Raw genomic sequence first — 13,420 nt, 5'->3', positions numbered from 1 at the left:
ACGCGCCGTCCCGCCCGGTGCCCGGGACATGAGGCCACTCTAGCCGATGCGTTCGACTTCCGCCAGTTCCGCCCCGGGCATTCAGGGGGATCTTCTTGGGGACACGCCCGAAACCGGGCAGCCCGAAGGCGATTTTGTGCGTGAAACCGCCGAAGTTCCGGCAAAGCCGCAGCTTCGCGGGCCGGACCGCCGCGTCGCCGTTCTGCTGCCGTTGCCGCTCCGCGAGGCCTACGACTATCGCGTGCCGGACGGGATGGAGCTTGTCGCCGGCGATTACGTCGAGGTGCCGCTGGGGCCGCGGCGGGTGATCGGCGTCGTCTGGGGACCGGGCGCCGGGACGCTGGAGTCCGGCCGGCTGAAGGCGGTGGTGCGCCGGTTCGACGTGCCGCCGATGACCGGGGTCGGCCGCCGCTTCGTCGACTGGGTCGCCGCCTACACCATGACCCCGCCGGGCTTCGTCCTGCGCATGGCGGTCAGCGTGCCGGCGGCGCTGGAGCCGCCCAAGCCGATGCTGGCCTATCTGCGCAAGCCGGACGCCGAGCCGCCGCCCGGCTTCAAGATGACCGACCCGCGCAAGCGTGTCCTGGCGCTGCTGGAGGATGGGCCTCCCCGCACCCCGGCGGAACTGGCCGAGGAGGCCGGCTGCGGCGTCACCGTGGTGCGCGGGCTGGCGGAGGCCGGGCTGCTGGAGCCGGTGATGCTGCAGCCGACCCGGCTCGGCCGGCCGGACTGGCAGCGGCCGGGGCCCAGCCTGTCCGCCGACCAGCGGGCGGCGGCCGACGACCTGCGCGAACGGGTCGCGTCGGGGCGCTACTCCACCGTGCTGCTCGACGGCGTCACCGGGTCGGGCAAGACGGAGGTCTATTACGAGGCGATCTCGGCGGCGCTGGAGCAGGGCAAGCAGGCCCTGGTGCTGCTGCCGGAAATCGCGCTGTCGGCGCAGTGGCTCGACCGCTTCGCCCGGCGCTTCGGCGCGCCGCCGGCGGAATGGCATTCGGAACTGACCGGGGCGCAGCGCCGCGACACCTGGCGCGCGGTGGCCAAGGGCGAGGTGCCGGTGGTGGTCGGCGCGCGCTCGGCCCTGTTCCTGCCCTATCCCGACCTGGGCGTCATCATCGTCGACGAGGAGCACGACTCCGCCTACAAGCAGGAGGAGGGGGCGATCTACCACGCCCGCGACATGGCGGTGGCGCGGGCCCATCTGGGGGGCTTGCCCATCGCGCTGGTCTCCGCCACGCCGTCGCTGGAGACCAAGGTCAACGCCGACAGCCACCGCTATGCCCGCATCGCCCTGCCGGCCCGTCATGGCGGCGCCGTTCTGCCCGACGTGGAACTGGTCGACCTGCGGCGCGACCGTCCTCCCGCCCGGCACTGGCTTGCGCCCAGCCTGCGCAAGGCGCTGACCGACACGCTGGCGGGGGGCGAGCAGGCGATGCTGTTCCTGAACCGCCGCGGCTATGCCCCGCTGACCCTGTGCCGCGCCTGCGGCCACCGCATGCAATGCCCGAACTGCACGGCGTGGCTGGTGGAGCACCGGCTCGCCCGCAAGCTGCAATGCCACCATTGCGGCCTGCAGCAGCCCTTGCCCCATGCCTGCCCGGAATGCGGGGAGGAGGGGACGATGGCGGCCTGCGGCCCCGGCGTGGAGCGCATCGCCGAGGAGGTGGCGGAGCTGTTCCCCGAGGCCCGCGCCGCCATCATGGCGTCCGACACCCTGCACGGCCCGCGCGCCATCCAGGAGATGGTGGAAAGCATCGGCCGGCACGAGCTGGACATCATCATCGGCACCCAGGTGATGGCGAAGGGCCACCATTTCCCGATGCTGACCCTGGTGGGGGTGGTCGATGCCGATCTGGGCCTCAACGGCGGCGACCTGCGGGCGGCGGAGCGCACCTACCAGCTTCTGCATCAGGTGGCCGGGCGCGCCGGGCGCGGCGAGCGGCCGGGACGGGTGATGCTGCAGACCTTCATGCCCGAACATCCGGTGATGCAGGCTCTGGCCGCCGGCGACCGCGACGGCTTCTATCGGCTGGAGGCGGAGATGCGGCTGGAGGCCGGCATGCCGCCCTTTGGCCGGCTGGCGGCGCTGATCGTGTCGGGCGAGGACCCGACGCTGGTGGAGCGGGTGGCGATGGCGCTGGGCCGCGCCGCCCCGCGCAGCGACGACGTCCATGTGCTCGGACCCGCCCCGGCGCCGCTGGCCCTGCTGCGCGGACGTCATCGCCGCCGCCTGCTGCTGAAGGCGCCGCGCAGCACCCAGGTGCAGCCGCTGATCGCGGAATGGCTGGACCGGGTGGAAATCCCGCCGGCCATCCGGGTGCAGATCGATGTCGACCCCTACAGCTTCCTTTAGGCGTCCTTAGCGTCGTTCGGCCAAGCTGCGGCGAATTGACCCGAATCCTTCGCCGCGACGGTAAGACATGGCACCTGTGACGTTTGGTCCATTGCGCGGCAGCGGGCATGGTACTACCACAGCCGGGATGGTTTCGAACCGAAGCATCCCTCCCGGACCCAGAAATCACAGGGACAGGTTCAGGCTGATGGCCGGCATGATCTCCAAGCTTCGTCTGCGCGTACAGCGTCAAACCCTGCTGACCGTGCTGCCGGTTCTGCTGCTGCTGGTGGTCATCGCCTTCGCCGCCGGCGCGCCGGCCCACACCCGCGGCACCGATGCGGAGGCGCTGACCATGATCGACCGCGCCCAGCATCTGCTGGAGCGGATCGGCCCGGATGCGGCGGCCGAAGCCTTTGCCGGCCATGATAGCGCTTTCATCGACCGCGACCTCTACCCGATGCTGTTGGACGACAAGGGCGTGATGATCGCCCATGGCTGGACCGCGACGCTCAACGGGTCGGACCTGCGGGATCTGCGCGACGTCGACGGCAAGCCCTTCATCCGCGAGGCGCTGGCCGGGGTGGCGCGCGACGGGCGCAGCGACGTCACCTATCAGTGGATCGATCCGCTGACCGGGCAGGTCGCGCGCAAGACGATGCATGCCCGCCGTCTGGTTCTGAACGGCAAGCCCTACATGTTGGCTGTCGGGGTCTATCGGTAGGCGGGGACGGATCGGACCGGACGTCCGGCTCGACAATGGAACCCATGCGGCATCCCGCCGCACGTCACTTTTTTACATGGTGGAATACAGGAACCGACCTTCCGGGTCTGCAGAAGCCGTCCGGCGGTCACGGCCTCCGCGGGCGGCGCGGGCGCCAGATCGACAGGCATTCGGCGGCGCTGTCGCCCGCCCCGATGCCGTACCAGCCGGACCGGTCGTTGAAGGACAGGCTGTAGCGGCCCTTGGCGTCGCGCTCGAAGCGGAAGACCGGGCGGTCGACCTCGGGCAGAAGCACCAGCAGGCGGTCATGGTCGCGGCCCGACTCGCGCAGCACGCCGGCCCAATGGCCGTGGCTCAGCTTCGGTTCGGCGACCGCGGAGAAGTCCTCCAGGTCTTCCGGGGTGAAGCGGGCGCGGCAGAACTGGATGACGTTCGGCGGCCGGGATCCGGTGCCGGCATCGGCGACCGCAACGGCATCGGCACTGGGATCGGCACTGGGATCGGACGTCGGCAGGATGGTCATGGCGGAAGGCCCCTGGTCTCTCCGGACCGGCCTCGAGCGTGGCGAAACGACCGGAAACGGTGGCGGATCGGCCGGCTGGGCGGTTCGGTCCGACCGTGGATCAGATTGGTTAACCTTGAATTAAGCCGAGATTGGGGCCACATCGAAGTCACAGCCGGTATGACCAGTCGAGGCCGACTCGAGTCATTGGCCAACGCAGTTGCGACCAATGATTCCGCAGTTGCTCAAAACGCCGCAGTCAAATTGTCCAGACCCCGTTGCGTAGGCGCGATTCCTGTGATATTGGACCGCTCGCTTTCGCGGCCGGGGTGTTTGTGCCTCGGGTTGACACCCTATAAGGCCGCCGAATTCACCGTCTACCGAACTCAATTCGAGGGATCAGGTGGCATCCGAAGGAACAGGCGTATCCGAACTCGCCGCGCGTTACTCCACCGCGCTGTTCGAGCTTGCGGACGAAAACCAGGCGTTGGACACGGTCGCGAGCGACCTGACCACGCTGAAGCAGATCCTGGCCGAGAGCGCTGACCTCCGTCGCCTCGTCCGCAGCCCCGTCATCAGCCGCGCCGACCAGGGCAAGGCCATGGCCGCTGTCCTGGACAGCGCCGGCGTGTCCGATCTGACCAAGCGCTTCATCGGGCTGGTGGCGGCCAACCGCCGCCTGTTCTCGATCGACGGGATGATCGAAGGCTTCCTGGCCGAACTGGCCCGGCGACGCGGCGAGGTCACGGCACAGGTCACGACGGCCCAGCCGCTGAACGACGCCCAGCGCGACGCTGTGATCGACGCGCTCAAGGCGTCCATCGGTTCCAAGGTGCTGGTGAACACCTCCGTCGATCCGGAGCTGATCGGCGGCATGATCGTTAAGTTCGGCTCGCGCATGGTCGATACCTCGGTGCGCACGAAGCTGAACAAATTGCAACTCGCCATGAAGGCCTCAGGGGGATCAGTCTGATGGATATCCGCGCCGCAGAAATCTCTGCGATCCTCAAGCAGCAGATCGCGAATTTCGGGACCGAGGCGGATGTCGCCGAGGTTGGTCAGGTCCTGTCGGTGGGTGACGGCGTCGCCCGCGTGCACGGTCTGGACAACGTCCGCGCCGGCGAAATGGTCGAGTTCCCGGGTGGCCTGCAGGGCATGGCGCTGAACCTCGAGACCGACAATGTCGGTATCGTGATCTTCGGCGACGACCGCGGCATCAAGGAAGGCGACACCGTCAAGCGCACCGGCACCATCGTCGACGTTCCGGTCGGTCGTGGCCTGCTGGGCCGCGTGGTCGACGGCCTGGGCAACCCGATCGACGGCAAGGGTCCGCTGGTCAACGTCGAGCGCAAGCGCGTCGAGGTGAAGGCCCCCGGCATCATCCCGCGCAAGTCGGTGCACGAGCCGATGCAGACCGGCCTGAAGGCCGTCGACAGCCTGGTTCCGATCGGGCGCGGCCAGCGCGAGCTGATCATCGGTGACCGTCAGACCGGCAAGACCGCCGTCGTCATCGACACCTTCCTGAACCAGAAGCCGATCAACCAGGGCGACGACGAGAGCAAGAAGCTCTACTGCATCTACGTCGCCGTCGGCCAGAAGCGTTCGACCGTCGCCCAGATCGTCAAGACCCTGGAAGACGCCGGCGCCATGGAATACTCCATCGTCGTCGCCGCCACCGCGTCGGAGCCGGCTCCGCTGCAGTTCCTGGCGCCGTACACCGGCTGCACGATGGGCGAGTATTTCCGCGACAACGGCATGCACGCCCTGATCGTGTACGACGATCTGTCCAAGCAGGCCGTCGCCTACCGCCAGATGTCGCTGCTGCTCCGCCGTCCGCCGGGCCGCGAAGCCTACCCCGGCGACGTGTTCTACCTCCACAGCCGCCTGCTGGAGCGCGCCGCCAAGATGGGCGACGCCCACGGCAACGGCTCGCTGACCGCCCTGCCGGTCATCGAGACCCAGGCCGGCGACGTGTCCGCCTACATCCCGACCAACGTGATCTCGATCACCGACGGTCAGATCTTCCTGGAAACCGGCCTGTTCTATAAGGGCATCCGCCCCGCCATCAACGTCGGTCTGTCGGTGAGCCGCGTCGGCTCCGCCGCCCAGATCAAGGCGATGAAGCAGGTCGCCGGCACCATCAAGATGGAACTCGCGCAGTACCGCGAGATGGCCGCCTTCGCCCAGTTCGCCTCGGACCTCGACGCCTCGACCCAGCGCCTGCTGGCCCGCGGCGCCCGCCTGACCGAGCTGCTGAAGCAGGGCCAGTTCCAGCCGCTGCCGGTGGAAGAGCAGGTCGTGTCGATCTTCGCCGGCGTGAAGGGCTACCTGGACGCCATCCGCGTCGAGGACGTGAACCGCTTCGAGGCCAAGTTCCTGTCGGAAATCCGCGCCAAGGGCGCCGATATCCTGGCGGCGATCCGCACCGACAAGCAGATCACCTCGGCGACCGAAGAGAAGCTGAAGGCGTTCCTCGACGGCTTCGCCAAGGTCTTCGCCTGACCGACCGCGCGTGGGGGCGGGAAACCGCCCCCCACCGTCTTGTAGAGACGGGCACGGAACGACCTCGAGCGGAATTGAAGGGCCGGCATGCCTAACCTCAAGGACCTAAAGAACCGGATCTCGAGCGTCCAGTCGACGCGCAAGATCACCTCGGCCATGAAGATGGTCGCGGCTTCCAAGCTGCGCCGCGCTCAGGAGCAGGCGGAAGCCAGCGGTCCCTACGCGGAGCGTATGGGCCGCATGCTGTCGTCGCTGGCCGCCAACGTGCAGGACAGCGGCAACGGCCCGAAGCTGATGACCGGGACGGGCGCCGACAAGGTGCACCTGCTGGTCGTGATCAGCTCCGACCGCGGTCTGTGCGGCGCCTTCAACGGCTCCATCGTCCGCGAGGCCAAGCGCCAGATCGTCCGGCTGCAGGGCGAGGGCAAGACCGTGAAGCTGCTGACCGTCGGCCGCAAGGGCCGCGACCAGCTGCGTCGCGAGTTCGCCTCGCTCATCGTCGAGAGCTACGAGGATGTCGGCCGCCGCCGGCTCGGCTTCAGCGACGCCGACATGGTGGCGACGAAGGTGCTGGCGATGTTCGATGCCGGCGAGTTCGACGTCTGCTCGGTCATCTTCAACAAGTTCAAGTCGGCGATCTCCCAGATCGTCACGGTTCAGCAGCTCATTCCCTTCGCCGTCGCCACCGAGGCCGCCGAGGCCGCCGGTGCTGATGCCAAGGCGATGTACGAGTTCGAGCCGGACGAGGAGCAGATCCTCGCCGAACTGCTGCCGCGCAACCTGTCCATCCAGATCTACCGCGCCCTCCTGGAGAGCGCCGCGTCCGAACAGGGCGCCCGGATGACCGCGATGGACAACGCGACGCGCAACGCCGGCGACATGATCAACAAGCTGACGATCACCTACAACCGGACGCGCCAGGCCTACATCACCAAGGAGCTGATCGAGATCATCTCCGGTGCCGAAGCCCTGTAACGGCCGCATCCGACACGTAGGGCCCAGCCTATTTGCGCCGGCGACGGCATACCGACACTTACCGAGTTCCTAGGGAGCTTTACTCCATGGCCACCACCAATTCTGTCGGCAAGATCACGCAGGTCACGGGCGCCGTCGTGGACGTGCAGTTCGACGGCGACCTGCCGGCGATCCTGAACGCGCTGCACACCCAGAACGACGGCAAGACCCTCGTTCTGGAAGTGGCGCAGCACCTGGGTGAGAGCACGGTCCGCACCATCGCCATGGACAGCACCGACGGTCTGGTGCGTGGCTCGGAAGTGACGGACACCGGCAACCCGATCACCGTGCCGGTCGGCCCGGAGACGCTCGGCCGCATCATCAACGTCATCGGCGAGCCGATCGACGAGCGTGGCGCGGTCAACGCCCCCCGCTCGCTGCCGATCCACCGTCAGGCCCCGGACTTCGTCGACCAGTCGACGGACGCCGAAGTCCTGATCACCGGCATCAAGGTCATCGACCTGCTGGCTCCCTACGCCAAGGGCGGCAAGATCGGCCTGTTCGGCGGCGCCGGCGTTGGCAAGACCGTGACGATCATGGAGCTGATCAACAACGTCGCCAAGGCGCACGGCGGCGTGTCGGTGTTCGCCGGCGTGGGTGAGCGTACCCGCGAGGGCAACGACCTCTACCACGAGATGATCGAGTCGGGCGTCATCAAGCTCGACGGCCCGGGTTCCAAGGTGGCCCTGGTGTACGGCCAGATGAACGAGCCGCCGGGCGCCCGCGCCCGCGTCGCGCTGAGCGGCCTGACGCTCGCGGAATATTTCCGCGACGAGGAAGGCCAGGACGTGCTGTTCTTCGTGGACAACATCTTCCGCTTCACCCAGGCCGGTTCGGAAGTGTCGGCCCTGCTGGGCCGCATCCCGTCGGCGGTGGGTTACCAGCCGACGCTGGGCACCGACATGGGCGCCCTGCAGGAGCGCATCACCTCGACGAAGAAGGGCTCGATCACCTCGGTGCAGGCCATTTACGTGCCCGCCGACGATCTGACCGACCCGGCCCCGGCCGCCTCCTTCGCCCACCTCGACGCCACCACGGTGCTGTCGCGCTCGATCGCCGAAATGGCCATCTTCCCGGCCGTGGACCCGCTCGACTCGACCAGCCGCATCCTCGACCCGCGCGTCGTCGGTGAGGAGCACTACTCGGTCGCCCGCTCGGTCCAGAAGGTGCTGCAGACCTACAAGTCGCTGCAGGACATCATCGCCATCCTGGGCATGGACGAGCTGTCGGAAGAGGACAAGCTGGTCGTGGCCCGCGCCCGCAAGATCCAGCGCTTCCTGTCGCAGCCGTTCCACGTCGCCGAGGTCTTCACCGGCACCCCGGGCGTGCTGGTCCCGCTCGAGGACACCATCAAGGGCTTCAAGGGCATCGTGAACGGCGACTACGATCACCTGCCGGAGGCCGCCTTCTACATGGTCGGCACCATCGACGAGGCGATCGCCAAGGCCAAGAAGCTGGCCGCTGCCTGATCCCAACCCGGGATCGCGGCATTCCGACCCGGCCCCATCGGTTTCGAGAAGGCCGGGCGGAAATCGACATCAGCACACCCCCTCCCCCCGTCAGCGGGGGAGGGGGTTCCTATGAAGAGGCACCAGGAAACCCATGGCCGATAAAGTCGAATTCGAGCTGGTCTCGCCGGAAAAGCTGCTGAAGTCGCAGCCCGTGGACATGGTCGTGGTGCCGGGTTCGGAAGGCGATTTCGGCGTGCTCGCCGGCCATTCGCCGATGATCTCGACCGTGCGTCCGGGTGTCATCGACGTCTATGAGGGCGACCGCGTGGTCGACCGCGTCTTCGTCGCCGGCGGCTTCGCCGAGGTCACCGAGGCCCGCTGCACCGTGCTGGCCGAGGAAGCGGTGGCGCTGACCGACCTGGACCGCGCCGCGGTCGAGAAGCAGATCAAGGACCTGTCCGAGGATCTGGACGACAGCAAGTCGGACGCCGAGCGTGCCGTCGCGGAGACCAAGCTGGCCGTCGCGCGCGCCAAGCTGGACGCGCTGAGCCAGTCCTCCGCTCACTGAGCGGAAAGGCCGCCGGTCCGGGGGCTTCCAGGGCTGACGGCATATATTTCTTCGGTCGAACGGGCGGCTTGGACTTCCAGGCCGCCCGTTTCCGTTGCGACTCTGTTGCATCGCCGAAAAGACGAATTACATTCGAAGGCCGGAACCGCAAACCCCGCCGCACCCCGACGGCACTGGTGGGGACGCGGGAAACGGACCTTGCACGATTTTGGACCCGGCCGCCGTCAGGGCGGCCCAAGACGAGGCGGCAGAGCGGATCATGGCGCGTGCGCATTGGCGGATCGAAGAGCTTCCCTGGGACCGTTTCGACGCCACCAAGATCGATCCCGATCTGATCCCGCTGATCAAGGCGGCGGCGCTGGTGGAATTCAACGCCGACGACTACACGGCTTATCTGTGCAACGTCTTCAATGACGATCCGGAATTCCAGGAGGTCGCCCGCGGCTGGGCGGTCGAGGAAGTCCAGCATGGCGAGGCGCTGGGCCGCTGGGCCGAACTGGTCGACCCAACCTTCGATTTCCGGGCGGCGGTCGAGCGTTTCCGCGCCGGCTACCGCGTGCCGATCGATCTGGATGCTTCGGTGCGCGGGTCGCGCACCGGCGAGATGATCGCCCGCTGCATGGTGGAGACCGGCACCAGCTCCTACTACGCCGCCATCGGCGATTCGACCGACGAGCCGGTGCTGAAGGAGATCTGCCGCAACATCGCCGCCGACGAGTTGCGCCACTACAAGATCTTCTACACCTATGCCAAGAAGTATCTGGACCGCGAAGGCTTGAACAAGATCCAGCGCCTGAAGGTGGCGCTGTCGCGCATCGGCGAGTCCGAGGATGACGAGCTGGCCTACGCCTATTACGCCGCCAACGCCCCGGCCGACGCGGCGTATGAGCACAAGCTCTACAATGCCGCCTACAAGCGCCGCGCATTCGGCCGGTATCGTCGCAAGCACGTCGACCGTGCCATCGCCATGGTGTTCAAGGCTTGTGGCCTGAAGCCGCACTCGCGGCTGTGCAGCGTGGCCTCGCGCGGGGCGTGGTGGTTCATCGACCGACAGGCTCGGAAGCTGGCGGCGCAGGCGGTCTGACCACTCCGGAAAAGTGGCGGCGCCGGTCGCTTTGGAGTAGCCATTAGGGCACCAACAACCCAAACGGGGTTCCGGAGACATGAAGCTCTATTACAAGCCGGGTGCCTGCTCGCTGTCGCCGCACATCGTCCTCCGCGAGGCCGGTTTGCCCTTCGATCTGGTCAAGGTCGATCTGGTGGCCAAGACCCTGCCCGACGGCAGCGATTTCCGTGCGGTGAACCCGAAAGGACAGGTCCCGGCCCTGGCGCTGGACGAGGGCGGGATCCTGACCGAAGGCGCCGTGATCGTGCAGTACATCGCCGACAAGGTGCCGGACAGCGGTCTGATCCCGGCGGTCGGCACGATCGAGCGCTACCATGTCCAGGAACTGCTGAACTTCATCGGGTCGGAACTGCACAAGGGCGTCGTCCCGCTGTTCCCGATGCTGAAGGACGTGGTGTCCGACACCCATCGCGACTTCGCCGCCAAGGTGCTGAGCGGCAAGCTGTCGGTGCTGAACCAGCAACTGGAGGGCAAGGCCTATCTGACCGGTGACGTCTTCACCGTCGCCGACGCTTATGCCTATACGGTGCTGAGTTGGCTGCCGCGCATCGGCTTCGACCTGTCGGCCTTCCCCGGTCTGATCGCCTTCAGCGAGCGCGTCGGCGCCCGTCCGGCGGTACAGGCGGCGCATGCCGCGGAAGCCCAAGGCTGACGACTCCGGGGCTGACAACTGAGTTTCTGAACGGAAAAGGCCCCGTCTCGGCGAGAGACGGGGCCTTTTTCCTTATGGGCGCTGTCCGGATCAGGCGGCGCTGGGCTTGCGGCGCATCGGCGTGTTGCCGCCGGGAGTGCCGGCCGCACGCGGAGTCTGCTTGCTGGCCCCATGGGTGTTGCCGTGCGAAACGGCGTGCGGAGCCGGGCGGCGGTCATGCCGGTTCTGGTCGTTGCGGGCGGCGTCCGGCCGCGGCGCGCCGGTCGGCTTGCCGGCCTTCTGCGGGGCCTTGGCGGCGGGCGCGACAGGCTTCGGCTGTGCAGCCTTGGCGGGGGCCGCCGGCTTCGGCGCGGGGTTGGTACCAGCGTTTCTGGGGCGGGCCTGCTGCTGGTTGCGGTTGTTCTGATTGCGGTTGCTGCCCGGCGCCTTGGGGCGGGGCGGCGGCTTGCTGGAGGCGTGGATCTGCGCCACGTCGACCGCGTGGTAGGGGTGGTCGGTGTCGGCCGGGATGGGCTGACGGATCGTCTTCTCGATGTCCTTCAGATAGCCGACCTCTTCATGGTCGCAGAAGGACACCGCGCTGCCGTCGGTGCCGGCACGGGCGGTCCGGCCGATGCGGTGGACGTAGCTTTCCGGCTCGTTCGGCAGGTCGAAGTTGATGACGTGGCTGATGCCGTCGATGTCGATGCCACGGGCGGCGATGTCGGTCGCCACCAGCGCCCGCAACTCGCCGGCGCGGAAGCTTTCCAGCGCGCGGACGCGGGCCGACTGCGACTTGTCGCCATGGATGGCGTCGGCGGCGATGCCGGCCTTCTTCAGGTGGTCGGCGATGCGGTCGGCGCCGTGCTTGGTGCGGGCGAAGACGATGGTGCGGGCCATCGCCGAATCCTCGAGCAGGTCGGCCAGCAGGCGGCGCTTGTCGCTGCGCTCCACGAACAGGACGCGCTGGTTGATGCGCTCCACCGTGGTCGATTGCGGCGTCACTTCGATGCGTTCGGCATCGGTCAGGATGCTGTTGGCCAGATCGACCACGGCGTCCGGCATGGTGGCGGAGAACAGCAGGGTCTGCCGTTCCTTCGGCAGCACCGCGACCACCTTCCGCACATCGCGGATGAAGCCCATGTCGAGCATGCGGTCGGCTTCGTCCAGCACGAACACCTCGATCTGGTCGAGGCGGACATGGTTCTGCGCCATCAGGTCGAGCAGGCGGCCGGGAGTGGCGATCAGCACCTCCGTCCCGCGGGCGATGGCGGCGACCTGCGGGCTTTGGCCGACGCCGCCATGGATGACGGTGCGGCGGATCGGCAGATGGCGGCCGTAGGTGGTGAAGCTGTCACCGATCTGCAGAGCCAGTTCCCGCGTCGGGGTCAGGATCAGCGTGCGCGGCGACTTGGCGGCCACGCGCTTCTTGTTCTGGAACAGCCGCTGCAGGATGGGCAGCGTGAAGGCCGCGGTCTTGCCGGTGCCGGTCTGGGCGAGGCCCAGAACGTCGCGGCCGGCCAGCAGGAGCGGGATGGCGCCGGCCTGGATCGGCGTGGCCGTGGAGTATCCCTCCTCCGCGACGGCGCGCAGAAGAGGCTCGATCAGGCCGAGGCCGGAAAATTCGGTCATGGAAGCGATGGTCCTGGTCACCAGAATGGGGGCCGCGCCAGGAGGGAGCGGCCGGGCTTGCGCGCTCCGCGGCGGGTTGGCGCGGAGCCGTCGGGCGGCGGGCGATCAGGTGCCTGCGCATGCTTGCGCGGCGCCGGGCGCCGTCCGACCCCGGACAGATAGGGCCGGTGGCTTGATTTGGCAAGCAAACTCGGCGCGCGGCAGGGGTGCGCGGGTCAGGACTTGCGGGAAAGGGGCGCGAATCCTCGTCGCGACGCCGCGGCAAATGGTCGCGCCCCGGGACCGTTTAGGCGGTGCTTACGGCTTCTTGATGATGCCGCAGGCGATGCGGTCGCCGGAGTTGCCGGCGGGCTGGCTGAGATAGTCGTCGGGCTGGGCATGGACGATGATGGAGGTGCCGCCCTGCTTGAACAGGCCGTCCGGCCCGTCGGTCAGGGTGACCATGTGGGTGATCGCCTCGAACCCGGCCTTGCCGGCCTCGTTGGCCCAGATGTTGGGCAGCTCGCCGTAATGCATCTTTTCGGACTCGAGCCCGTGCTTGGAGCCCTGGGCGCCGAAATGGCCGCCGGCCGCCTTGAAGTCGGGCGTGCAGGCGCCGTTCTCGTGGATGTGGATGCCATGCCAGCCCGGCGGCAGCCCTTCGAGCTGGCCGTGGACCAGGATGCCGTGCGGGAAGCGGGTGAAGGTGACGGTCCCCAGCGGCTTGCCCTGTGCATCGGCGACGGCGGCCTGGGCGGCGGGAGCGGGAGCCGGGGCCGACTGCTGGGCCAGGGCCGGGGCGGCGAACAGCGACAGGCCGGCGATCAGCAGGGCCTGCGTCGTCGCGATCCGGGGCGGGTGGGCACGGGTCATGCGGGTCAGTCCTCCATCTTGGCCGGTCCATGAGGGGTGCCGGCGGGTTCAGCGACTTTCCGTCGCTGCGAAACCGCTCTGGGATT

The 13,420-nt window shown here is 68.0% G+C and carries 12 protein-coding genes; 9 read left to right on the top strand and 3 right to left on the bottom strand.

Annotation, left to right across the window (positions count from 1 at the left end; genetic code table 11):
* The first annotated feature begins 136 nt into the window (after positions 1-136).
* Together AZOLI_RS11380 and AZOLI_RS30355 are read left to right on the top strand one after the other, a co-directional pair.
* Positions 137-2,353: a primosomal protein N' gene (locus AZOLI_RS11380; protein ID WP_014248788.1), complete on the top strand. Its 2,217-nt coding sequence runs from the start codon at positions 137-139 to the stop codon at positions 2,351-2,353.
* Positions 2,354-2,540: 187 nt separating this feature from the next.
* A complete protein-coding gene (locus tag AZOLI_RS30355; protein WP_014248787.1) occupies positions 2,541-3,056 on the top strand; it encodes a cache domain-containing protein in 516 nt (171 codons plus the stop codon).
* A 127-nt stretch (positions 3,057-3,183) separates the two neighbouring features.
* Here AZOLI_RS30355 and AZOLI_RS11370 read toward each other — a convergent pair whose 3' ends face one another.
* Complete coding sequence (locus AZOLI_RS11370) at positions 3,184-3,579, bottom strand: hypothetical protein (RefSeq protein ID WP_014248786.1); 396 nt, start codon at positions 3,577-3,579, stop codon at positions 3,184-3,186.
* A gap of 382 nt (positions 3,580-3,961) precedes the next feature.
* Here AZOLI_RS11370 and AZOLI_RS11365 point away from each other — a divergent pair, with 382 nt between their 5' ends.
* The 7 genes from AZOLI_RS11365 to gstA all read left to right on the top strand — a co-directional run bounded on the left by AZOLI_RS11365 (position 3,962) and on the right by gstA (position 10,871).
* The gene (locus tag AZOLI_RS11365; protein WP_014248785.1) at positions 3,962-4,531 is read left to right on the top strand and encodes a F0F1 ATP synthase subunit delta; all 570 of its coding nucleotides are present in this window, start codon (positions 3,962-3,964) and stop codon (positions 4,529-4,531) included.
* Positions 4,531-6,060, top strand: a complete 1,530-nt coding sequence (gene atpA, locus AZOLI_RS11360; RefSeq protein WP_014248784.1) for a F0F1 ATP synthase subunit alpha — start codon at positions 4,531-4,533, stop codon at positions 6,058-6,060. Before AZOLI_RS11365 ends, atpA begins: the two co-directional genes overlap by 1 nt.
* Positions 6,061-6,147: 87 nt before the next feature.
* Positions 6,148-7,035: a F0F1 ATP synthase subunit gamma gene (locus tag AZOLI_RS11355; protein WP_014248783.1), complete on the top strand. Its 888-nt coding sequence runs from the start codon at positions 6,148-6,150 to the stop codon at positions 7,033-7,035.
* Positions 7,036-7,121: 86 nt separating this feature from the next.
* On the top strand, positions 7,122-8,543 hold the full coding sequence (atpD, locus tag AZOLI_RS11350) for a F0F1 ATP synthase subunit beta (protein WP_014248782.1): 1,422 nt from the start codon (positions 7,122-7,124) through the stop codon (positions 8,541-8,543).
* A gap of 133 nt (positions 8,544-8,676) precedes the next feature.
* Positions 8,677-9,093 (top strand): F0F1 ATP synthase subunit epsilon, encoded by a 417-nt coding sequence (locus AZOLI_RS11345; protein WP_014248781.1) that lies wholly within the window; start codon positions 8,677-8,679, stop codon positions 9,091-9,093.
* 259 nt (positions 9,094-9,352) lie between these two features.
* Entirely contained in the window at positions 9,353-10,177 is an 825-nt protein-coding gene (locus AZOLI_RS11340; RefSeq protein ID WP_014248780.1) for an acyl-ACP desaturase, read from the top strand.
* Between the two features lie 79 nt (positions 10,178-10,256).
* Positions 10,257-10,871, top strand: a complete 615-nt coding sequence (gene gstA / locus AZOLI_RS11335) for a glutathione transferase GstA (protein WP_014248779.1) — start codon at positions 10,257-10,259, stop codon at positions 10,869-10,871.
* 90 nt (positions 10,872-10,961) lie between these two features.
* On the opposite strand, the gene AZOLI_RS11330 is transcribed toward gstA, so the two are convergent.
* Together AZOLI_RS11330 and AZOLI_RS11325 are read right to left on the bottom strand one after the other, a co-directional pair.
* Positions 10,962-12,482, bottom strand: a complete 1,521-nt coding sequence (locus AZOLI_RS11330; protein ID WP_014248778.1) for a DEAD/DEAH box helicase — start codon at positions 12,480-12,482, stop codon at positions 10,962-10,964.
* Between the two features lie 297 nt (positions 12,483-12,779).
* On the bottom strand, positions 12,780-13,334 hold the full coding sequence (locus AZOLI_RS11325) for a superoxide dismutase family protein (protein WP_014248776.1): 555 nt from the start codon (positions 13,332-13,334) through the stop codon (positions 12,780-12,782).
* Between the last annotated feature and the right edge of the window lie 86 nt (positions 13,335-13,420).

The organism is Azospirillum lipoferum 4B (assembly GCF_000283655.1).
Classification (GTDB): domain Bacteria; phylum Pseudomonadota; class Alphaproteobacteria; order Azospirillales; family Azospirillaceae; genus Azospirillum; species Azospirillum lipoferum_C.
Note: the sequence above shows the minus strand (reverse complement) of the source record. Positions and strands in the feature narration are given on the sequence as shown.